Origin of the sequence: Mesorhizobium sp. M1A.F.Ca.IN.022.07.1.1, assembly GCF_003997575.1 — a bacterium.
Taxonomy (GTDB): Bacteria; Pseudomonadota; Alphaproteobacteria; order Rhizobiales; family Rhizobiaceae; genus Mesorhizobium.
On record NZ_RZST01000071.1, the window covers coordinates 1 to 20088 of the forward strand.

Here is a 20088-nt window from a genome sequence, read left to right on the forward strand (position 1 = left end):
ACACGCGCTTTGCCATCAATTCCAGCACCGGTGTCATCACGCGTTCGGGCACAGGCACGCTCGACTTCGAGACTCAGTCGTCCATCAACCTGACGGTGACGGCGACCTCCTCCGACGGCAGCACCGCCAACAAGAGCTTCACCCTCGCCGTCCTCAACAGCCCCGAACCGATCGCGTTCAACACGCCGCCCGATGCCAACACCGCGGCCAATCAGATCGTCCAAAATGCCGCCGCCGGCACTGCCGTCGGCATCACCGCCTCGGCCAAGGATCCCGATGCCGGCTCGACGGTCACCTACACGATCGACGACTCGCGCTTTGCCATCAATTCCAGCACCGGCGTCATCACGCGATCGAGCAGCGGCACGCTCAACGCTCAGTCCGAACCGACGATCGATCTCCACGTGACAGCCACCTCGTCCGACGGCAGCATCGCCACGCACACCTTCACCGTCGGCGTCACCGCCACCCAGTTGCCGACATCCGTGACCTTGGCGCACACCATTCTGACTTCGCAGTGGTCACCGCCGAGCCCCGACCCGACCGATATCGTCTATATCTCCCATCTCGGCAAGCTGCTGGTGGCCGATAGTGAGGTGGAGGAGATGTCGATTTTCACCGGCAAGAATCTCTTCCAGATGAATCTGAACGGCACCCTGACGGGCACGCTCACCACCATCAATTTCTCGGATGAGCCGGCCGGGGTCACCTACAATCCGGCGAACCACCATCTCTTCTTCTCGGACGATACCGGCACGAAGAGCGTCTACGAGTTGAACCCGGGCAACGATGGGCTTTACAACACCTCCGACGATATCGTGACCTCGTTCAGGACCGCCGCGTTCGGCAGTACGGATGCGGAGAGTATTGCCTACGACACAAACCGCGGCGTGCTCTATCTCGAGGATGGCACAACCCATAGGATTTACACCATCGCTCCGGGCCAGAACGGCAGATTCGACGGGGTCCCAAGCACGGGGGGCGATGATGTCGTGACGAGTTTTTCTGAAGAGGCGCTCGGAACCCCTTCTGACGGGGGCATCGCGTATGATCCGGTCCACGACCTGCTTTATGTCATCGTGTCACGCACCTCCGTGGCAATGGTGACGCCAACCGGGGATCTGCTGGGCACACTCGACATCTCCGCCGCCAACGCGAAAAAGCCGGCGGGACTTGCCCTGGCGCCGAGCAGCGACGATCCGAGCCACCAAATGAGCCTCTATGTCGTCGATCGCGGCGTGGACAACGACTCGAATCCGACCGAGAACGACGGCAAGATCTATGAATTCCATTTGAACGATTGGCTGCTCGCCTGATCTGACAGGAACGATTTACGCTTGCGCCAACCCGGTCGCCGCCAACAAACAAAATACCCCGACCGCGGCGTGCCGCCAGCGATCGGGGTATCAAAATTGAAGCAAAGACGCGAAAGCGCGCCGCCGGGATCCATTTCCCCGCGACGCGCTTTTGGTTCTCAAAACGCTGCTTCAGCGACCCTGACGGTCAACCTTACGACTGGCCGGGAGGACCAATGTGAATATGATTGTTGTCGCCCCAGCCGTTGCCCGGGCGTGTTCCTCCCGATTTGGCGATCGCTCTGGAGTTCAGGCTGGTGCCGAGCAGAACCGTTATGGCCGGTGGAGTCACCGCCGCAAAACGCCCTGCCTTCTTGAGAAAGTCCCGGCGCGCCTGAGCCTCTGAAACGAGGACTTCCTGCGTCCTTTCCGAGCGTTTCGTGCTTTCGGTTGGCATGACGATTCTCCCATGCGGGTTCCAAAGTATCACAACAGCTTATGTTTCCCGATGCCAGGATACTAGTTCACCAAAAGGCTTAGATTTTCGCGCTTGGAAGCAAAAGCGTCCGAGCGATGCGCCGCGCGAAATCGGACGAGCCCCCCCTCGCCGAACCCCTGGCGCTTAGAAACCGCCGCGTTCCCCAAATCAAATTCCCGGCCAGGCGCAACGGAGCGCCGATGATCGGGTGGGTTGCCGTGAAGACGCGCCTCCAGTGCTGGAAACGGACGATCGGGCGCCGCGCGCATCTTGCCGGGATCCTGGTTCCGAAGAAGTGATGCAAGGCCAGGAGCTGGGTATCCAGGGCATTGCGGGCGCTTCGGTCCGACATGGATGCCTGCAGCGCGCTCCAGTCCACGTTCTCGGTCTCCGCCAATTGCGCCAGGTCGTGAAGGTGCCTGAGATCAATCCTTCCGCGCCAATAGTCGCCCTCCTTAAACAGGTCGTGCACGATCCAGTGCAGAGCCCGGGACTGGGCAGTAGGAATATTCACCCACAAATCGTCGTGCTGGACGAGCTTGGGAGGTTCAAAGTCGATCGCCCGGCGCGCCCGGAGTTCCAGCATTCCGGCATCCTGCTCACGCGCCATGCCTCGCTCACCTGCCACCTCGACATAGCCGAGCTCTTCAAGGCAGATTTGGGCGGCCGCCTCGTTGGCCGGCTCCACGGCCAGATCGAGGTCGCTTGTCATCCTGCTGGGAGCCTGGCCTGCCGGCGCAAGGAACAAGGGAACAGCGCCCTTGAGCAGGAGCGGAACGATGCCGCGGCGATTGAGCGCCGCAACGGCTTCGCGCAGTTGCGCACGCAAGCGCAAGTTCCGCTCCCGATTGCAGTCATGAACGAACCGGAGATACTCGTACACGTCCTGCGGTAGCCGGTGGATCTGGCCGGCGCGCGCGAGGGAGGAGAACAAATCCGGCGTGAGCAAAGTGCGATTGGCCAGAGCGATTACGGCGTGCCAATCGGCCCGGTCGGCCGGACTGCCGCGAAGTCCGGCGATCAGAGCCTCGAGCGCGTTGCCTCTGTGTCTCACCGGCATGCCTTCGTGATCAGCTCTACTGCATCATCGAGCTTCGAATAATTCAGGCAATAGGTGCCCGCCGATCCGATGACTTCGGTCAGAGTGTCGAAGGCGCTGCCACTCAACTCTCGGCCGGGTGCGAACGCCCCGTTGAGCAGCACACGCAATGCGCTGGCCGGGTCGATCGGCTCGAGGCAAGCTTTCGCGTCGCGACCTCGACGAAGCTGGATTGCATAGCCGATTGGTATGGGAGAGGACGGCACGACCTCGCTGGGCACCGCAAACCGAACTCGCCTGCGGTCTGGCCGGCGACAAACCGGAACAGCGTCGAGATCGGGGAAGCGTTCGGCCAAAAGCGGCCATGCTCCTGCCTTGACGGCAGGCGCAAACGGCAGACCAATGCCATGTCCCCGGGAGTCCAACAGGGTCACATCGTCAGATACGAAACCGAACCCTGCATTGACCAGGGCCAGGGTCAACGTAGTCTTGCCTGCGCCCGGGTTGCCGCAAAGAAGCACGATGCGCTCATTTTTGAGAAGCGCAGCCGCGTGCAGAGCAAGTTCGTAGGCGCTGCGATCGAGGACCTCGATCAGCATTTGCCCTTTCACCATGACGGGCAGCTCGTCGGGCGCGCAGGAAAGAACCCAGTCGCCATCCCGGAACAGGTGGACCCGTCCTTCATGCTCGACCAGTTGGAACAGAATGTCGGCAGTCTCTCGTCGGACCTCGAGATGCCGGAACACGGCGACCGCGGGAAAGGCGCAGGCTGCAGGATACTCGATGCGTACGGAAAGGCCCGCGATCGCGACGACCTGGCTCACAGCCTCTCGAGCCGACACAGACGGCGGTGCGTCGGGCCGTATCAAGCTCAGCCGCTGCCAATCCCTCAGCGCGGCCTCGACATGCCTGTTTGCCTCGATCCCATCGACGCCGGCGCGCGCCATCTCGGCCGAAATGGCGCGCGGCGATGTTCCCTCTTCCAGGGAGCGCCAGATCTCGGCGGCAGTATCGTTGACGGCGAAGATGGCCCGCTGGGAAGGACTGAACAGGATATTCTGCCCCCTGACGCGTGCCAGCCGTCCCTGGGTCACAAACGTGGCCGGGATATGAGCGGTGGAGCCTGGCGGCGCCGTTCCGTTACCCGCCTCGTGATTCATCGAGTAGTCCTCTCCCCCTCTGCCGGAACGCGACGGCGGTCCAACCTATCGTTGCGAAACAGGTACGTTCAATGGGCGAAGCGACAAGCGTTTCGGCAGGAGTTCACTTCGCCCAACACAGCTAAGCAACCGAATGTTTTGCCCCCGAGTGCGACTTCTCACAGCGCTTCGTCGGAGAACCGGGCCACGTTCTGATGCGCCGCGACCCATTGCAGATGCGCCTTGTTCCAGTATTCGCGCGCGTCAGCGCCCGTCAGCACCTTGAAACCGGATGGCGGCAGCGGCAATTCCGAAGGAATTGGTTCGTCGGGCAGCCACAGCAACACGTTGTCCCGGCTTTCGATAGCCAGCCCCCAGGTTCTTTCCAGGCGACGGAGTCCACGCATGTTCACCGAAGCCAATGCGAAAACCGATCCCGTTATCCTCAGCCTGGGTGACTGATCGACGGCCTTGATCGGCGCCTGATGTGTGATTTCGCCCTTGGAGAGAAACGGGTGCATGCGAATGAGGGTTCGATCGATCTGCACTGTCTCCCCTGTCCCATCCCGCTCGTTTGAGGCAGGATCCACGCTGATCCCCGAAAAACAGCCGTCGAACAGGCAATCTTCGACAATGCCGCTGAGCAGGTAGTCGTTCTCCACCGCATCATCCCTGATTTCGCTGAGCCAGCAGCCTTTCAGGTGAAAGCCGTCGGCCCGCGCTGCGAAACGCACGCCATCCCAGCAGCGCCGCGCGCGCACACCTTCTATTGTCGCATTGGCGGTTCCGTCCCTGACCAGCAGAGCCGCGCTGTTGCAGTAGGTGTCGCGCCAATCGGAGGTCAGCGGCACCTGGCCGTCGAAGCGCCCCCCGATGAAATGAACGTCCGGACAGTTGCGGATGACCACCGGGTAGCGATTGACCGGCAGGTCTCCTTCGTCGCAGCCCATCATCGCGCTGGGCTCAGGATTTCTGCTGTTGGCGACTGTGAAGGAAGCATTCCGGGCGTCGATTGTCGCCCCGGCTTCGAGATCCCGAAACATTTGTTGTTCGTAGCCGTGCTCGCCCGTCAGAACGAGCTGCTTGCCCTCCGGCATCTGCCCGCCCTCCGCCTGGCACGAGCCCGGCAACAGCGCGAACACGGGAGACAGCCCAGCAAGGCCCATGAATGAACGGCGGTCCATCCTCATGCTCGTTGACCTGAAGAAAGGGATTGCCGATGCCGCTCGAGACAGGCCGAACGGACCGCCTCGAGAGCTCTCGAGGCCACGTCTTCGGGCGATGCGAGCCTTTCGATGTCGATGGCCGCCAGCACGCCCATGCGATCTTCCGTTCCCATTCCCCGCTCAAGGGTGGCCGCCATTTCGCGGCAGGCCCGATCCGCCGCCGACCAAAGGTCGGGATCGCTGTCCGGAGATGTCCGTTGCAGCCGCGAGGAGCGATCGCCCCTGGTCAGGAGCCGGTCTCTGGCGATGCCGGTCTCGCTGCGCAGGTGGACAAAAACCATGTCATGCAATCCGACGGCAGAAAGCATATCCAGCCAATTCTCGGATGTTTTTCTGCATCTGCTCTTCAGCAATATGGACCAGAATCCCTGCAGCAACCCCTGATCCATTATGATTATTGAATTTCTTCTTGCCCTCTCATGCTGGATAAATGCGACCAGGCTGATAAGATTCCAGACAAGCCTGATGGCATCAAGGCGCGACACTTGCCTGCTTTCGATGACGAAGCGGGCAATTCGAGCAAGCAACGAGCGAAACTCACGATCTAGCAGCCGAGGGGCGACAACGCCCATTCTGTGTATCTGCCTCTCGATGAATGTTCTTCCTTCCCACGCCACTCGCACGTCGCCTACCGGCGGGCCACACCGTCGCAGGCTGTTAGCCAGCAGGCCGGAGGTAGTTGTCTTTCCGACCCCGGGCAGACCAAAGAATTCGACAAATCGAATGTCTGTCCGCAGCGCGCGTGCTTCGACGCTTGGCGGGAGGCTTGCCGCCAGGTCACCAACAGTGTGCGAGGTCATTGGATTTCGGGTGGTACGATCAACTCTTGGAACGCCAATCAAGTCAAGGCGATGTGCGAGAGGCATACTCAACTTCAAGCAGCTGAGACCCGGTCCCGACATACAACCTCGGGGTTTTGGCAAGGCCGGTCTGCAGCGATCGCTGCATGCCGCGGTACACTATGAGCAAAGCGAGCGGCAGCCAGAAGAAGGCGGCGGTTGACGGCCCGAAGGAATCGCTCATCTGGTTGGCGACCAAGTAGTTCCATACGGCGACCGATGTTCCGAGCACCATGACATTCACTTCGGTCGCTTGTTCGCTCCTGCCCCTGTCGACCAATGTGTGCAGAACGGCGCTGATCAGATAACCCACCACCAGCAGAACCATGATCACCACCAAGGCGAGGCCGGGCACTCCCAGCGTTCTAAAATAATCGATGAACAGGTTGTGGCTGTGCGGAGCGATGTCGCCCACCCATTGCCCTGCGCCCACGCCCATGAATGGATGCGACAGGCCCAGATCGATTGATATCGACCACAGTCGCTGCCGCGAAACGATCGAATGTGCCTCCCCGCCGGAGAGCTGAAGCGACAGCAGCTTGTAGGCCCGTGGGTTCAGGAACTGCAACATCATAAAGCTAGCCTGGAACAATATCGGAGCCGTAACGGTCGCCGCGATCACTGTTACCGGACGCTGCTTCCTTATCACCAGATAGATGCAGTATAGCCCGTAGAACGTGCCGAGACCGACGACCCCAAGAACGAAATTCGTCTTGGATCCCGATTTGACCAAACCCAGCAACCCCGCGAGGAGGCAAACCGAAAGGAGGATTCGGTGCCTTCGAGAAGCGACCAGCTTCGCGGCGACAAGCGGCAGACCGGCCGACAAGGCAATTCCGAGCTGGTTTGCATGCTTGAAATAGCCCTCCGCCCGATCGGCGAATCGAGCATCGCCGAGGCCAATAACGACAAGGCAGGATGTAACAGCAACCATGATGGCCATGGTCATCCCAATCCTGTCGATTGCCTCAAAACTCCTAGGCCTCGCGGCGATCAATGCAATGGTCGGGATAGTGGCGAAACCAAACACCTGGGCGAAGACAGCGCGCATGGTCCTGACCGGATTGTCCGCGTGTAGCGCCGACAGCAGCGATAGAACCATGATGAGGGCAGATGTTGTCAGCACGGCAGTTGCCAGGGCCGTGTCGGTGCGATGCAAACGTTTTGTCGCTTCGGCGTAGGGAACGAGGCTTACCAGGCCGCAGAACAAAGCGAGCAAAAAGGAAATCGAGCCATCTGTTCCGGCAATCCGCGTGGCGCCGGGGAACCATATCGACACGATCAGCAAAAGGATGGAAGCCTGCAGCATCGATGGACGTCACGCTGAAAATGCTATGCAACAACCGCGGGCCGACGCGCTCTTGCCTCGCCAGGCTGCGTCCGGTGCCCCTGTGTCCTGAACGGCAACGCCAAGAAATAGAGACACAACGTTCACTCCAGGACGGTGATTCAAGGCGCGCTGCCGCACCGCGGGTGAATACTCCGCGTACCTATTTCATAAGCAGCGTAGGCGCAGCGGGATGACAAGGAAATGAGCGAAAACGCGTCATTGGGACAAGGTGTCCTACGCCTTTTGTGCAAGGGCTGGTGGTGCTGCGATTCCAGTCTGCCTGGTCGAGATCCGGTCCAGCCGCGGCGGGGATTCGGTGTTGGTGCGGATTTGCATATGTGGGAGACTTGGGCGCGGCACACCCTTTCACACCGTAGGAGATCGCCGTGCTTTGGGGTCTTGTCGCTGTCGGCGTGATCGGCATTTTGCTCGGATTTCGTGTTCGCGCGCCGGCGCTCATCGTCATGACCGCGGTGATTGTGGTGTTCAGCGCCATTGCAGGCGGCATCGGCAGCCTGTTTGCCTGGGACCGTCTGCTTTCGATCCTGCTTTTCGTTGTCACGCTGCAGGGCGCCTACCTGCTCGGCGTCTTCCTCGGCATCGTGTGGCGTCGCGCCGTGACCGATGAGCATTGACGGATTGCGGCTGCCATTTCGTCGCCGGCGCCGGAATTTTTTTAAAGCGGCGATGCCGCCAATGCTCGCTGCCTTCCTCGGCAGTCAGGACGCATGATCGAATCTCATCACGGCGAAGACCGTCCGAACGAGAATGACGACGTCGGCCCATATGGACCAGTTTCGCACGTAGCGGCTGTCGAGGGAGACACGGCTGGGATAGTCTATTGCGTCTCTGCCCGTCACTTGCCACGCGCCAGTCAGCCCGGGCCGGGTTCGAAGATAATCGATAGCGCAGGCGCCGTAACGTTGCAGCTCGTCGGGGACGACCGGCCGAGGGCCGACGCAACTCATGTCGCCGCGCAGCACGTTGATGAGCTGAGGCAACTCATCAAGGCTCGACTTTCTGAGAATGTGCCCCAGGAAGGTGACGCGCGGATCGTTCTTGAATTTCAAATTCTGCTCCCACTCCTTGGCGGCTTCGGGATTGCTCGCAAGATAGTCGGCCAGAACCTGCTGGGAGTTGGCAACCATGGTCCTGAATTTGTAGCAGGCGAAACGCCTGCCGTTGAAGCCGACCCGGGTGTGAGAGAATATCGCCGGTCCGCCGTCGGTCGCCAATATCAAGAGGGCAACCACAAGCATGATCGGAGCGGCCAGCACAAGCGCGATCGATGCGACGGTGACGTCCATGATCCTCTTGCGCCGCCCTCCAAGCGGACGATGGTTTTGACCGACGCCTATTCCGGGTCTGCGGGGGTTCGTGTCGAATGCGCTGATTGTCATGAGCTTCGCCAAGGAAACGGCTGATTTTAGCGCTCAACTTCACGCGGCGGACCATTCCCGGCAAGAACCGCAAAGGAGGTAGCGCCCGATCTGGCGCCGGTTAGCCTCTTAGCCTGAACGCGTATTGCCGGCGCGGTGTCGATAAGCCTTCTGATCAAACGGCGTAACACTGGCACCCATTTTCTGCAGTAGCAGTGTGGGCACCTTCGACTGTATTCGTGATCGACGAAATCAACTGGTCCGGCTAGGGGCGATCCAGACCGCCGACTGAATTCAGGCCCTAGCTCTGATGGCAAGGATGCCGAGAGAATGTCTGGAGCCACTGGTGCCGGATGGGCGAGCCGGCAGCCGTCTGGCAATGCCTGAAAAGCATGCGCGCGCATGCGACGAGATTCGACGAGACAGATCTTCCGCGTCGAAAGAATGCCTGGCTGCCTGACAGTGGAGCACGCAACGTGACGCCCATTTCGAAGCCTTCGTCCGGTGACTTTCCCGCAAGATCAGGCGCTCGTCAGTTTCTGGAGATCGACCATGCGGAAGCACTTGCCGTCGTCCGCAAGCAGATAGCTTTGCTCGATCTTGATCTCTCCGGCCTCACTGTGGTGGTTGGCGCAGGGACCGGATACCAGGCGGTGACTGCGACAGCCGCGGCGCTCGCCAATGCGGACCGTGTCGTTGCACTCACCCGCGTATCCTCCCGACATCCGAGCCTGGCGGCGGCCGCAGACGCGACGTTGTCATTTGCCGAGTACGCCAAGGTCGCCGAACGCGTGGAAGTGACAAACCGCATTGAAAGCCGCAAATGGCAGGAGGTGGACCTCATCACCAATTGTCCCCAGGTCGGACCGATTTCGAGATCGCTCATCGAACTCTTGCCCTCTCATGCGGTCGTTTCGCTCATGGCCGAGCCTTGGGAGCTTCGGCCAGGCGTGTTGGACTTCGATGCCTGCGACGAGGCCGGCATCAAGGTTGCTGCTCCAAATCTCAGTCACCCGGCCATAGACCTGATGCCGGAATTCGCGCGGTTATGCCGGGTCTTGCTCGAGGATGCCGGCGTCGATCAGCGTGCCTCGAGATTCGCCGTCGTCTGCGACACGCCCTGCGCACCATTCCTCGAACGTATGCTCGCCGAACGTGGAGCAAGAGTTGGTGTTTTTTCGCATCCGGTTCTGCTGACCGATGATGCATGGGAGGTGATCATCGTCGCTATGCGGCCCTCCGCCAAACCCCCAATGGACATCAACAGTCTGGGCCGCATCGCCAGGAGAACGCGCCAGGCGCTGCTGGTGCAGTTCAGCGGCGGGATCGACCGCTCGGCCGCCAGCTATTTCGGCCTCAGGGTATGGCCGCCGAAGCGCCCCAACCGCGGCGAGCTGGGCCTGCCGCTCGAGATACTCGGAGCGGCTCCGGTGATCCGCAGACTGACGGGAGGCCTGAAGGCTGCCGAAGCAGCATATCGCGGTGCGGAGTTGGGCCGCGACAGTGTTGGATTTCTCGTGAAGGCAGGATTCGAGATGCTGGACCGGGAACATGCCTGAGCATCGGCCTGAGCGCATCCGTTTCAAGACCTGCAGGCACCGTCCTATTTCTGAATCTCGAAGGGAGGCGGACCTGAAATAGGTCCGCCTCCACGTCGAGGATCGGCGTGCGTCGTTCTATTGCCAGGCACCAGGCCTGGGCAGCCTTCAAAGCATCATCTGTCTAAGCTTGTAGGCCACCTCAGTGCGGTTCGTGGCTTTCAGTTTTTTCATGATGTTGCGGATATGGACCTTGACCGTGCTCTCGCAGAGGTTGAGCTCGTAGGCAATGATCTTGTTGGCCTTGCCTTTCCTGAGCGCTTCCACGACCGCGGCCTCGCGCGAGGTGAACATTCCGGCGAGCGGACGGGCGCCGTTTGCCGTCGAATGGATGATCTCGCGAAGCGCCAGCACGCAGCTGGCGGGCACGAAGATTCCTCCGGCGCGGGCGAGACCGATGGCCTCGGCAGCGACCTTCACCTTGACGCTCGTGGGAATGTAGCCGCGGGCGCCGCATTCGAGAGCCGCAAGGATCTCCCCCGGCTCGTCGGAATCCACCACGACGATTACCGGTACGGCGCCGACCTCGGAGATGAGGTGCACAAGTTCCGCCCGAACGCTCTGGTCGGTCACCTTTCGGGCGCCGAGAATAACGAGGATCGCGGAAGCCTCCGCCCCGCCGGCGACGTGCTGAATCTCATCAAGAGATCCTACGGCGCTGACGCGCAAAGCCGGATTATGTTCGATAAGGCCTCGAGCAAGACATTCGCGCTCGAGTGCCCGCTTGTCCACAATTACCACCAGACCTTCGGTCGGGTGTCCTTCTTCGAGATCAGACGTGCCGAGCCCGTTCACGTCCGTCAGATGCCCGTTCTGCAACGACCCCGTCGCGTCTTTCCAAGACTCGGAAATTTGAAGATGTCCCATCGCCTTATTTACTCCTCTCCGCCGCCGACTTCGCTCGCTCCCCTTTTTATCTTGACTCCCACGCAGGGCTTGTTCAGCGGCATGAACTGATACGCTGTTTACCGTGTGTCGGGCGACTTGCTGCGAAGTGAGGAATAGATTCAAGGAGTAGTGCATACGCCGGCCCAACCCACGGACGTATGGGATCCCCGCTCCATTGAGGTAATCCAGCCTCAAATGCATACTACGATGCTGTGGAAAAGGCGCATTAATCCTGGTTAACAATTTGGTAATTATATCTTAGGTGGCTAATATGACCGAAAGGATGACAACCTTAAGTTGCCATCACAGGAACTCTGCTCCTCAAAGCTGCGCGCGAGCATGTCTCGACCTTAGAGCGAGATTTGCGGTTTGAAGCAAACGGCGCCACAGTTCTGAGAAAAACATTGACCTCGGCTGCCGTGCCCCCACCCAACCACTGCAGCCGGGGTTCCTTTTTTGGCCGGCAATCGCAGTCTTGTCGGGCCGACAAGTCAATCTTCGCGCGGCCTATCTCCACAACATCAAAGCGTCGCGCCTCGGAAATACGTACGCCTACCGGTACTAGCGTTTCAGGTTAGGCCTGACTGTCTCGACTCCTTCACGCGTGGTGGTGTCCGGCAATTCGCCGGGACCGTCCGGATTCCGTGTCGGGTTTTCGCGCGTGTCCCTCGGCGGCTTTTGCTTTGGATTGGGGTCAGACGGATTTGGCTTGCGAGCTTTTTCCCGTTTCGCTGGTTTAGGCATCTACACACTCCCTGCCTGCGCAATTTCGGAGAAACATTGCGGTTCCCGTCAAACAGCAGTTGATCGGTCGCTTTCGGCTGTAGCCGGTGCGGATCGTCCCATAACGTTCAGGTCCAGGCCGAAAGGACCGTCTCCATCTCGACAGTCTCGACCTGTTGCGCGAAGCGCTGATGGTAGACGGTCATCAGGGCATCGTGCGTCGCGTCCGATGAACTGCAAAGCGCATCCGTGACCAGCACCACGCGATATCCGATGTCGATCGCCCCCAGGACGGTTGCAAGCACGCAAACATCGGTTTCGCCTCCCGTGACCACCAAGGTGTCGATGCTGCGCGCGGCAAGTGCCCTCTGCAGTCTGCCCTCCGGCCAGGGCGAGTAAACATGCTTGTCGATCACCTGCGCCGGCGGACAGAAGGATGACAGCGGCGGCAGCAACCCGACCATTTCTCGCCCGACATTTTCGATCGTCATCGACGCCCAGCGCTCATAGTAGCGCCTCCAGGTGCCGGCACCCAGGCCAGGCTTTTCAGCCGGCACGAAGCGCGTGAAAAGGGTCTGCTCGGCTTTCCATTCGACGAGGCTGACGATCCTCGGAAGGACGCGGGTGATCCACGGCGTGGCCCATTCCGAAGGTTCCGCGAACAATTTCTGCATGTCGACGCATAGATGCGCGCAGCGCTCGCCCAGAGGACCATAGCTCAAGCCGGAAGCCGACATCGGATTTCCTGTCGGAAGTTCATGTTCGCTCTGGTGAAGAAGTGCCCGACGCGGTCAAAGCTCGACATTTCGTTTCTGAACTTTGGTGAGGCAACGCCTCGCCGTGCAACTCGTTCCCGTCGACCGGAAACTACAGGTGTGGTCGAACGTTCTACCGAGATGGAGACCTCCAGGATTACGTCCCAACCGGCGATCTCGAGTCCCGAGTTTCCGCTGTCTTTGGATACGCCGCCGATGGAGGCGCGGACCGCGGACGCCTTGCCTGAAGGTCCCTGGCAGTACGAACCCAAATGGGACGGGTTTCGCTGCCTGGCCTTCAAAGGCCGCGACGCCGTCGAGCTTCGCGCCAAATCCGGCAAGCCGCTCGGCCGCTACTTTCCCGAACTGACCACGATGCTGCGCGACCTCGCCGCAAGGCAATTCGTCGTGGACGGCGAGATCGTGATCGAGATCGACGGGCGCGTCTCCTTCGACGCGCTGCAGATGCGCCTTCATCCGGCCGAGAGCCGTATCCGCAAGCTGAGCGCGGAAACACCGGCGCGGTTGATCCTGTTCGATGCACTGGCTGCCCCGGGAGGCGAGATGTTGCTCGATTTGCCCTTGCCCGATCGGCGCCGGGCGATCGAGGACTTCGTTGCCAGGGCAGAGAACGCCGGGCTGAAGCTCTCGCCGGCCACAACGAGCCTCGCGACCGCCAGACGATGGTTGCGCGGCGCCGGCCGAGGTGCCACCGATGGCGTGGTCGCCAAGGCACTGGCCGAACCCTATCGCCCGGGCGAGCGAACCATGATCAAGGTCAAGCGGCTGCGCACAGCAGACTGCGTGGTCGGTGGCTTTCGCTACCTGAGCGGCAAGCGCCAGATCGGCTCGCTGCTGCTTGGCCTCTACAACGACCGTGGCCAGCTCGACCATGTCGGCTTCACCTCGACCATCGCCAGTGACGAGCGAGCGGCGCTGACCAAGAGGCTTGAAGCGTTGCGCGGCGGGCTCGGCTTCACCGGCAAGGCACCCGGCGGCCCGAGCCGCTGGAGCACCGAGCGCAGCGGAGAATGGGAGCCGGTGCGGCCCGAATTGGTCGTGGAGGTCCGCTTCGACCATGTCACCGGCGACCGATTCCGGCATGGAACAAGGATGGTGCGCTGGCGGCCCGACAAGGCGCCGCGCCAATGCACGTTCGAACAGATCGCGTAGGACACCTACCAGGGAGAGGCGACCCCACAACGGCCGCCACTTGCTGCAACGGGCGGAACCACCATTCGCCTGAGCGGTTTTCCAACTGAGCGAACCGCGAGCCGGATAGGCTTGCAGCATTGGAGAACGAGATGGACCCGCGTAAAAAGCAACGCACCGCAAATCAGGACGAAACCGAGGCTCCGGCAGTCGAGCAGCAGGACTGGGACGCGCTTGAGGGCGGCCGGATCCTGCCCGACAGCGTCGCCGTCAACGACGACCCGCAGGACGATGAAGAAGCGGAGGGAACGCTCCCCGAAGAAGACGACGACAATCCCTATCAGGAAAGTGACGAGGCACTCCCGGACGACGAGGAGGAGCGGGTCCTCGCGCGCGATCCCTCCAAGGAAGGAAGCCGGTTCGACGAGGTCTGAGCGGCCTTTCTTGGCGTCAAGCTGACTTGCGTTTGCCTTGCTTCGCGCCTTTCGCGGCGATGCCCTCCTTGGCAAGGCTTTTGCGCAGAACGTCGGCCAGATTGATGACGTTCTCACGCGGTTTCGGCGCCGCCTTGGGCAGCTTCTTGCCTTTGCGCTTGGCCTCGATCATGGCGATCAACGCGTTCTCGTATGTATCCTCGAATTTCGAAGGATCGAACTTCGACGCCTTCTTGTCGATCAGCAGGCCGGCGATCTCGAGCAGGTCCGCCTCGTAGTCCTGCTTCTTCAGCCCTTCGAACACCGTCGCCTCCGAAACCATCTCATTGCGGTCCCGCAGCTCGGTGAGAAGCATTCCCTTGCCGAAGGGCTGGATGAGAACCTCGCGTCCGCGCTGGTAGAGGACGACACAGGATCGCGCCGCCACCCGTTTGTTCTTCATGGCCTCCCGAAGGACGTTGAACGCCTCTGCGGAAGCATCCTCCGCCGGAATGAGGTAATAGGGCTTTTCGAGATAGCGCGTGTCGATGTCTGCGACCGGCACGAACTCGCCGATTTCCAGCGTGTGCTCGGAGGTTAGTTTCAGCGCCTTGATCTCCTCGGGCTCTATCTGGATGAAATCCTCCTTGTCGGTCTCGAAGCCCTTGACTTGGTCCTCGGCGTTCACCGGTTCGCCGGTCTCCTCATCCACATAGGCGCTTTTCACCGGCAGGCCGTCCCTCCGGTTCAATATCCTGAAATGGATTTTCGACGCTTCGCTGGTGGCGCCGACGATCTTGACGCCGCATGAAACCGATCCGACCTTCATGAAGCCTTTCCAGATCGCGCGAGGCGCAGCCATCGAGCTTACTCCGTCCGGATGCGCCCGGCAGGCGCCGGCGGATCGTCGGTTTCATCGGGATTTGGGCGCGGCACCTCGTCCGGCAGCCCGTGCCGCTCCGGCTTCCTGACCGGCTCCGGTTTCCAGCTGGGCGCCGGCATCGGCGTGTCGCGATCGGGATCCGGTTGTCTGGGGTCAGGCATCGAAGTTGGTTCCGTTGGTCTCCTGCACAACTCATCGCTGCCGGCATGGTTCCGAAGCCGCAGGCAGCGCTGCGCCTCAGATTTCGAGCAGCGCGTAAGGACGGCCGGTCGGCTTCGCGATATGCATGGCGACGTTGTAGACGCTGGCCCCACCAGGGGTCCGGCCTTCATACGAGCCGCGATGGGCATGGCCATGCACCACGGCGCTTACCTTGAAGCGATCGATGGTTTCGGCCAGCCGCGAGGAGCCGAGGAACGGAAAGATTTCCGGAGGCTCTCCCGCCACGGTCTCCGGGACCGGCGCATAGTGGAGCACCACGAGCGTGCGCTTGGCGCGCACCTGCCGCATAGCATTCTCGAGCCGCATTGCCTCGTTGACGCTTTCGGCCACCATCGCCTTGATGGCCGGCTCACCGAAGGAGCCCAGCATCCTTCGACCGAAGCCGCCGACAAAACCCTTCACGCCGACGAAGCCGACATCGTTCAGTTCGATCGCCTGGCCATCGAGGAGATGGACCCCCGCCTGGCGGAGCGTTGCAGCGATCTGCTCGACGCAACCGGATTCGTAGTCATGATTGCCGAGAACCGCGACCACGGGAATCGAGCATGCGCGCAGATCCTCGGCCAGAAGTTCCGCCTCACGCGGTTTTCCGAGATTGGTGAGATCACCTGTAAGGACCAGGACGTCGGCCTCGCGCGATATCTCGCCGAACAGGTCGCGGTACGAGGTCTGGGCATCTTCCTGAACATGCAGGTCGCCCATGGCGGCGACCTTGATGACACCGTTGCCGTTTGATTTGGCTGATGTGGCTGGTTCAGGCATCGCGCATCTCTCCAACGCCGCCGACGCCGGCAAACCCCCATTCCTTGACGTCGATCTCATAGTCGACCTGCGACAGCAGGCGGCCGCGGCAGATCTTCATTTTGGGCGACGGCAGCTGCCGTTGCCGAGCAAGCCGGCCCAGCAGTTCGTCGAGCAGCCAGTCTGGAATGCGGTCCCGCTCGCTGGGATAGATCCACCGGAAGTTGAGGACCTGCATCAGCAGCACCTCCCAATGGACATCGAGATAGGCGAGCAGCCTTTGCCAGTCGATCTGATCGTGCGCCTTGAGGATGGTGTGGGCGATGTCGGCGCCGTCGTGGCGTCCTCTGTCCTGGATAAAGCATTTCGACCAGATGAGCTCCGTTGGGCCGATGATGCGGACCCGGCTGCCCAGCAGCTCGACTTGGCGGGCATGCTCCAGCCACTGATCCTTGACCTGCATCGTGCCGTTGGCCGAGGCGAAGATAACATCGAAGAAATGCTTGCCCTCGAAGACCTTCCCGAGCCAGCGGTCGTCCCGGATCTCGACCGCATAGCCGATGTTCTTGAAGTGCTCGAGTATGCGCGCGCAATCTCCGGCCTTGCAGAAGATATCCAGATCCTTGGTTTGCCGAACCACGCCCGTATAGGCGCTCACCGCGTAGGTCCCGGCGACCAGGAAAGGAATGTCGGTAGCGGCGAGCTCGCGGATCGCATGGGTGTAGAACGCCTCCGCCGCGGCGCTTCTCAGCGTTGGCTCGGCTTTCGCGTCGATCACGGGGAGCGATGCTGGCAGACCCGGCAACTCGTCGTTGGTCATCAACTGCTGCTCCGATTTCGGACCTTTCGATAACAGCCGCGGGGCCCGCTTGTTCCGCTGTCGGAGCTTGCGAAATGGGCCCGGCAACACCGTCCGGAGAGCAGGCAAGCCGCGCCGCGCGCGGAGCATTGCCGAAATCGCGTGAAAACAACGACTTGGGCGCGACAGCTTGGCTGGTGCGCTAGTCCTTTTGCTCGCGGTACAAGCGCTCGGTCGCGCGGTCGCTCTCGCGCCGTTCGACTGGACCTCTGTGACGGCGGGTGAAAAGCACGTAGATGATCGCAATGAGAAGGATCAGCGGACCGCCGGCAACAACGAATAGCCATAAATCGGAGCCGAACATGGCGTTTCCTTCCTGTCGAAGGTGGTTTCTCCAGCAACCTATCGCTGGTCTTGAGCTAACCGATAAGGGCTGCAAATGTTCCTGTCCAAGGGAGTAGGCGGCCTGCGTGGTCAGCCGCTTACGCGCCCGGCGGGATCGCCTTGGCGACCAATGTCCGGCCGTTGCGGCACCCTGAGCCAAACGGCCGAAGGCGGTAGCCGCCAGTTCGTTTGGGCCGCCGTATGCGCGCTGTCTCTTTGCCGAGAGCGGCGTCTTGACCAAACCGCAGCAGGAAAGGCCGTTCCGTCCAAGCGACTGCGGCGAGCAAGAACCTCTGAGGTGGGCTTGTCGTGGAACGCGGCCTTCGGATCACAGTTCCGGCAGACGCCATCTGAAAATCGACAGGCTCGGACTGGAACAAAGCCCTGAGTCGCTCGTTCGGCTCCGGCCCATCGAGCACAGGAGCTGGAAGCCATGAACATGCGGACACTTCTCGCGCCATTAGCCGTCGCTGCGACCTCCTCGTTTTTTCCGGCGGTCGCAGCCGATAACGCGCAAACCTTTGCCGGCCGATAGTAATCGATAGGAGACATCAAAATGCAGACGATCACCGCACTGTTCGACGATTATGACGATGCCGCCGATGCCGTGGGCGAGCTGGAGTCCATGGGCGTACCGCCGAGCGATCTCAGCATCATCGCCAACAATGCCGACGGCCGGCATTCTTCCGCGGCCGCCGAAGATGCAGCCAGTGGAGCCGGGATCGGGGCGGTCGTGGGCGGCGCCGGCGGCTTGGCGACGGGCCTCGGCGCCATAGCAATACCTGGCGTCGGTCCGGTCGTGGCGGCTGGCTGGCTGGCGGCGACAGCCGCGGGCGCGGCCGCGGGCGCAGTTGTCGGTGGAGCGGCCGGCGGCATCATCGGCAGTCTGACCGACGGCGGCGTGTCGGAGGGCGATGCCCATATCTATGCCGAAGGCATTCGCCGGGGCGGCACTCTGGTTACCGCTCGCGTCGAAGATGACCTCGCTCCGCAAGCACAAGCGATCCTCCACGATTCCAGGTCGGTGGACATCGGCGAACGGCGGTACGACTACGAAGCTGGCGGTTGGACCGGATTCGATCCGCGGGCCGGCGATTACCGTCAGCAGAGCAAATAGGAGTCAGCGTGAGACGAGTGCTGTTGCCGCTGATCCTGACAGTGGTTGTGCTGTTGGCATGTTACTGGGCCTTCGCCTATGTCCAGAGTAGCTGGCCGACGGCACCGTTGAAGCGGACACCTGAGCAGAACCAGGGCGGAAACGCACCCCAGGACACGTCTCCCGCCGCCGGCATAAAAAAGGATCCGCAAGGCAGCAACAAAATGCCGGGCAATCAATAGCGGCAGGCGTAAGCAGCGAGCATCAGGCGAGCGAGTTGCTTTCCGCCCGATCGCATGGCGCTTCTCTCATCCGCGCTCGACGAATTTGTTGAAACGGCTGGGCAAACCTTCCGCCGTTAGGTCTTGGTGCACGAAGGCAAGTTCGTTGTCATCCAATATGGCGAAGAACTCTTCCCATTCGACGGGCTGCAGATCCTCTTCCTGCTCGCCGAAGTCGACGCGCAGCACCGCTCCCTTGCCTGCAGTCCGCGCGACTGCAGGTCTGCCTTCGCGGGCTTCAATCCAAGCCCGGATCACCTCGTGATTTGTGGTTTTCAGTGGCTCGCTCATGATCAACCCTTCCGGCTAATCGCCAATCCTGGCGCTTTGCTCGTCAGCGAATGAGGATTCAATCCGCGTCCGGCTCGCTCGTTCCCGCGAAATCGCTCCTTGCCAGGCGGTGGCCTGGTGGGGTGGGCAAGGGAACCAACTGCCGCCCTACTGGTTCGGAATGCATTCATTGGAGCCTTGCCATGCCAAATGCAGCCGAAATTTTCGTCGACACTCCGGTTGCCTGGGATGTCGAGGTCATGTTCGCCCTGCCCGGCGATGGCATCAACGGCATCATGGAGGCTTTGCGGAAAAACCGGGACAAAATCTCCTTTGTCCAGGTGCGCCATGAAGAATCTGCCGCATTGATGGCTTGCGCCAGCATCGAGCGGGCCGACGAGGTCGAGCGCGTTCTTGACGAAGCCTTGATGCCGAAGATGCCGCCCGAATATGCCAAGAATTTCCGCAAAGCGCTGCCGGAGACTCCGGGGCGCGAGCGGATCGAGGAGAACGTCGCGCGGGAGCCGGCCAGGACGATGATGGAAGCCGAGGGATGACGTTGCCGCAGCCGCTTGCGATTCCAACTTCCTGTTGAGGATGCACATGCTCGACCTGTCCCGCGAACGTCGCCGAATGGTCGATGTTCATCTCCGCCGCCGCGGCATTCATGACCGTGAGATTCTGGCAGCGATGCGCGAGGTCCCACGCGAGACTTTCGTGGACCCTGGCTTCGAAGAATTTGCCTACGAGGATGGACCGCTGCCGATTGCCGAGGGCCAAACGATATCGCAGCCCTATATCGTCGCGTTCATGCTGGAAATGGCTGAGATCGGGCCCGGCGATCACGTCCTCGAGGTCGGCACGGGATCTGGCTACGCCGCCGCCGTGATGAGCCGCATCGTCGATCATGTCTACACGATGGAACGGCACGCCGGCCTGGCGGAAACCGCGAGACGGCGCTTCGAGACGCTTGGCTATCGCAACATCGATGTGCGCACCGGCGACGGCACCAAGGGCTGGCCCGAAGCGGCACCGTTCGATGCCATTGTCGTCGCGGCGAGCGGGCCCGGCGCGCCGCTCGCGCTGCAGCAGCAGTTGGATGTCGGCGGCAAGTTGGTCATTCCGGTCGGAGATGACCCTGACGAGCAGCGTCTCCTC

The 20088-nt window shown here is 61.3% G+C and carries 22 protein-coding genes and 2 pseudogenes; 9 read left to right on the top strand and 15 right to left on the bottom strand.

Annotated elements, in window-relative coordinates:
* A pseudogene (locus EOA75_RS10965) lies at positions 1-1316 on the top strand (RTX toxin); the annotation flags it as partial.
* A gap of 193 nt (positions 1317-1509) precedes the next feature.
* On the opposite strand, the gene EOA75_RS10970 reads toward EOA75_RS10965, so the two are convergent.
* The 6 genes from EOA75_RS10970 to EOA75_RS10995 form a co-directional block, all read right to left on the bottom strand.
* Positions 1510-1752, bottom strand: coding sequence for a hypothetical protein (locus tag EOA75_RS10970; protein ID WP_082953725.1), 243 nt, complete (start codon positions 1750-1752; stop codon positions 1510-1512).
* A gap of 79 nt (positions 1753-1831) precedes the next feature.
* The gene (locus EOA75_RS10975; protein WP_245433363.1) at positions 1832-2833 is read right to left on the bottom strand and encodes a nucleotidyltransferase family protein; all 1002 of its coding nucleotides are present in this window, start codon (positions 2831-2833) and stop codon (positions 1832-1834) included.
* A complete protein-coding gene (locus EOA75_RS10980) occupies positions 2824-3972 on the bottom strand; it encodes a PqqD family protein (RefSeq protein WP_067320667.1) in 1149 nt (382 codons plus the stop codon). The genes EOA75_RS10975 and EOA75_RS10980 overlap by 10 nt, the downstream gene beginning before the upstream one ends.
* Positions 3973-4130: 158 nt before the next feature.
* Positions 4131-5135, bottom strand: a complete 1005-nt coding sequence (locus tag EOA75_RS10985) for a hypothetical protein (protein WP_127324251.1) — start codon at positions 5133-5135, stop codon at positions 4131-4133.
* Positions 5136-5137: 2 nt separating this feature from the next.
* Positions 5138-5749: a hypothetical protein gene (locus EOA75_RS10990; protein ID WP_127324252.1), complete on the bottom strand. Its 612-nt coding sequence runs from the start codon at positions 5747-5749 to the stop codon at positions 5138-5140.
* A gap of 271 nt (positions 5750-6020) precedes the next feature.
* Positions 6021-7325, bottom strand: coding sequence for an O-antigen ligase family protein (locus EOA75_RS10995; protein ID WP_127324253.1), 1305 nt, complete (start codon positions 7323-7325; stop codon positions 6021-6023).
* 407 nt (positions 7326-7732) lie between these two features.
* Between EOA75_RS10995 and EOA75_RS11000 the strand changes: the two genes are divergently transcribed.
* Complete coding sequence (locus EOA75_RS11000; protein WP_066992046.1) at positions 7733-7981, top strand: hypothetical protein; 249 nt, start codon at positions 7733-7735, stop codon at positions 7979-7981.
* An 84-nt stretch (positions 7982-8065) separates the two neighbouring features.
* On the opposite strand, the gene EOA75_RS11005 is transcribed toward EOA75_RS11000, so the two are convergent.
* Complete coding sequence (locus EOA75_RS11005) at positions 8066-8653, bottom strand: sugar transferase (protein WP_245466610.1); 588 nt, start codon at positions 8651-8653, stop codon at positions 8066-8068.
* Positions 8654-9315: 662 nt separating this feature from the next.
* On the opposite strand from EOA75_RS11005, the gene EOA75_RS11010 reads away from it, so the two are divergent.
* Positions 9316-10284, top strand: coding sequence for a hypothetical protein (locus EOA75_RS11010; RefSeq protein WP_127324254.1), 969 nt, complete (start codon positions 9316-9318; stop codon positions 10282-10284).
* Between the two features lie 147 nt (positions 10285-10431).
* Here EOA75_RS11010 and EOA75_RS11015 read toward each other — a convergent pair whose 3' ends face one another.
* Entirely contained in the window at positions 10432-11118 is a 687-nt protein-coding gene (locus EOA75_RS11015) for a response regulator transcription factor (protein ID WP_245299539.1), read from the bottom strand.
* Between the two features lie 944 nt (positions 11119-12062).
* Entirely contained in the window at positions 12063-12671 is a 609-nt protein-coding gene (locus tag EOA75_RS11020; RefSeq protein WP_067320655.1) for a cysteine hydrolase family protein, read from the bottom strand.
* 159 nt (positions 12672-12830) lie between these two features.
* Here EOA75_RS11020 and EOA75_RS11025 point away from each other — a divergent pair, with 159 nt between their 5' ends.
* Positions 12831-13862 (top strand): ATP-dependent DNA ligase, encoded by a 1032-nt coding sequence (locus EOA75_RS11025; protein WP_127246135.1) that lies wholly within the window; start codon positions 12831-12833, stop codon positions 13860-13862.
* 131 nt (positions 13863-13993) lie between these two features.
* Positions 13994-14275 carry a hypothetical protein gene (locus EOA75_RS11030; protein WP_127324255.1) on the top strand — a complete coding sequence of 94 codons (282 nt, stop codon included), beginning with the start codon at positions 13994-13996 and terminating at the stop codon, positions 14273-14275.
* A gap of 16 nt (positions 14276-14291) precedes the next feature.
* Here the strand turns inward: EOA75_RS11030 and EOA75_RS11035 are convergent, their stop codons facing one another.
* The 5 genes from EOA75_RS11035 to EOA75_RS33965 all read right to left on the bottom strand — a co-directional run bounded on the left by EOA75_RS11035 (position 14292) and on the right by EOA75_RS33965 (position 17263).
* Positions 14292-15116: a Ku protein gene (locus EOA75_RS11035; RefSeq protein WP_127324256.1), complete on the bottom strand. Its 825-nt coding sequence runs from the start codon at positions 15114-15116 to the stop codon at positions 14292-14294.
* Positions 15117-15121: 5 nt separating this feature from the next.
* The gene (locus EOA75_RS33960; RefSeq protein ID WP_082953724.1) at positions 15122-15298 is read right to left on the bottom strand and encodes a hypothetical protein; all 177 of its coding nucleotides are present in this window, start codon (positions 15296-15298) and stop codon (positions 15122-15124) included.
* Between the two features lie 76 nt (positions 15299-15374).
* A complete protein-coding gene (locus tag EOA75_RS11040) occupies positions 15375-16121 on the bottom strand; it encodes a metallophosphoesterase (RefSeq protein WP_067320643.1) in 747 nt (248 codons plus the stop codon).
* Entirely contained in the window at positions 16114-16920 is an 807-nt protein-coding gene (locus EOA75_RS11045) for a nucleotidyltransferase (RefSeq protein ID WP_067320790.1), read from the bottom strand. Before EOA75_RS11045 ends, EOA75_RS11040 begins: the two co-directional genes overlap by 8 nt.
* 181 nt (positions 16921-17101) lie before the next feature.
* The gene (locus EOA75_RS33965) at positions 17102-17263 is read right to left on the bottom strand and encodes a hypothetical protein (RefSeq protein ID WP_082953723.1); all 162 of its coding nucleotides are present in this window, start codon (positions 17261-17263) and stop codon (positions 17102-17104) included.
* Positions 17264-17839: 576 nt separating this feature from the next.
* Between EOA75_RS33965 and EOA75_RS11050 the strand changes: the two genes are divergently transcribed.
* Together EOA75_RS11050 and EOA75_RS11055 are read left to right on the top strand one after the other, a co-directional pair.
* Complete coding sequence (locus EOA75_RS11050; protein WP_127324257.1) at positions 17840-18400, top strand: hypothetical protein; 561 nt, start codon at positions 17840-17842, stop codon at positions 18398-18400.
* Positions 18401-18408: 8 nt separating this feature from the next.
* Complete coding sequence (locus EOA75_RS11055) at positions 18409-18621, top strand: hypothetical protein (protein WP_082953722.1); 213 nt, start codon at positions 18409-18411, stop codon at positions 18619-18621.
* Between the two features lie 66 nt (positions 18622-18687).
* Here EOA75_RS11055 and EOA75_RS11060 read toward each other — a convergent pair whose 3' ends face one another.
* Positions 18688-18951, bottom strand: coding sequence for a hypothetical protein (locus EOA75_RS11060; RefSeq protein WP_127241335.1), 264 nt, complete (start codon positions 18949-18951; stop codon positions 18688-18690).
* 182 nt (positions 18952-19133) lie between these two features.
* On the opposite strand from EOA75_RS11060, the pseudogene EOA75_RS11065 reads away from it, so the two are divergent.
* Positions 19134-19310 (top strand): annotated as a pseudogene (locus EOA75_RS11065) (thiamine pyrophosphate-binding protein); the annotation flags it as partial.
* 223 nt (positions 19311-19533) lie between these two features.
* On the top strand, positions 19534-20088 hold a 555-nt coding region (locus EOA75_RS11070), incomplete at its 3' end, for a protein-L-isoaspartate(D-aspartate) O-methyltransferase (protein WP_127324258.1).

Excerpts from the sequence above, each read along its gene's own strand:
- EOA75_RS10970 (WP_082953725.1), bottom strand. The coding sequence starts at position 1,752 with ATGCCAACCGAAAGCACGAAACGCTCGGAAAGGACGCAGGAAGTCCTC.
- EOA75_RS10975 (WP_245433363.1), bottom strand. The coding sequence starts at position 2,833 with ATGCCGGTGAGACACAGAGGCAACGCGCTCGAGGCTCTGATCGCCGGA.
- EOA75_RS10980 (WP_067320667.1), bottom strand. The coding sequence starts at position 3,972 with ATGAATCACGAGGCGGGTAACGGAACGGCGCCGCCAGGCTCCACCGCT.
- EOA75_RS10985 (WP_127324251.1), bottom strand. The coding sequence starts at position 5,135 with ATGGACCGCCGTTCATTCATGGGCCTTGCTGGGCTGTCTCCCGTGTTC.
- EOA75_RS10990 (WP_127324252.1), bottom strand. The coding sequence starts at position 5,749 with ATGGGCGTTGTCGCCCCTCGGCTGCTAGATCGTGAGTTTCGCTCGTTG.
- EOA75_RS10995 (WP_127324253.1), bottom strand. The coding sequence starts at position 7,325 with ATGCTGCAGGCTTCCATCCTTTTGCTGATCGTGTCGATATGGTTCCCC.
- EOA75_RS11005 (WP_245466610.1), bottom strand. The coding sequence starts at position 8,653 with ATGGACGTCACCGTCGCATCGATCGCGCTTGTGCTGGCCGCTCCGATC.
- EOA75_RS11020 (WP_067320655.1), bottom strand. The coding sequence starts at position 12,671 with ATGTCGGCTTCCGGCTTGAGCTATGGTCCTCTGGGCGAGCGCTGCGCG.
- EOA75_RS11025 (WP_127246135.1), top strand. The coding sequence starts at position 12,831 with ATGGAGACCTCCAGGATTACGTCCCAACCGGCGATCTCGAGTCCCGAG.
- EOA75_RS11030 (WP_127324255.1), top strand. The coding sequence starts at position 13,994 with ATGGACCCGCGTAAAAAGCAACGCACCGCAAATCAGGACGAAACCGAG.
- EOA75_RS11035 (WP_127324256.1), bottom strand. The coding sequence starts at position 15,116 with ATGGCTGCGCCTCGCGCGATCTGGAAAGGCTTCATGAAGGTCGGATCG.
- EOA75_RS33960 (WP_082953724.1), bottom strand. The coding sequence starts at position 15,298 with ATGCCTGACCCCAGACAACCGGATCCCGATCGCGACACGCCGATGCCG.
- EOA75_RS11040 (WP_067320643.1), bottom strand. The coding sequence starts at position 16,121 with ATGCCTGAACCAGCCACATCAGCCAAATCAAACGGCAACGGTGTCATC.
- EOA75_RS11045 (WP_067320790.1), bottom strand. The coding sequence starts at position 16,920 with ATGACCAACGACGAGTTGCCGGGTCTGCCAGCATCGCTCCCCGTGATC.
- EOA75_RS33965 (WP_082953723.1), bottom strand. The coding sequence starts at position 17,263 with ATGTTCGGCTCCGATTTATGGCTATTCGTTGTTGCCGGCGGTCCGCTG.
- EOA75_RS11050 (WP_127324257.1), top strand. The coding sequence starts at position 17,840 with ATGCAGACGATCACCGCACTGTTCGACGATTATGACGATGCCGCCGAT.
- EOA75_RS11060 (WP_127241335.1), bottom strand. The coding sequence starts at position 18,951 with ATGAGCGAGCCACTGAAAACCACAAATCACGAGGTGATCCGGGCTTGG.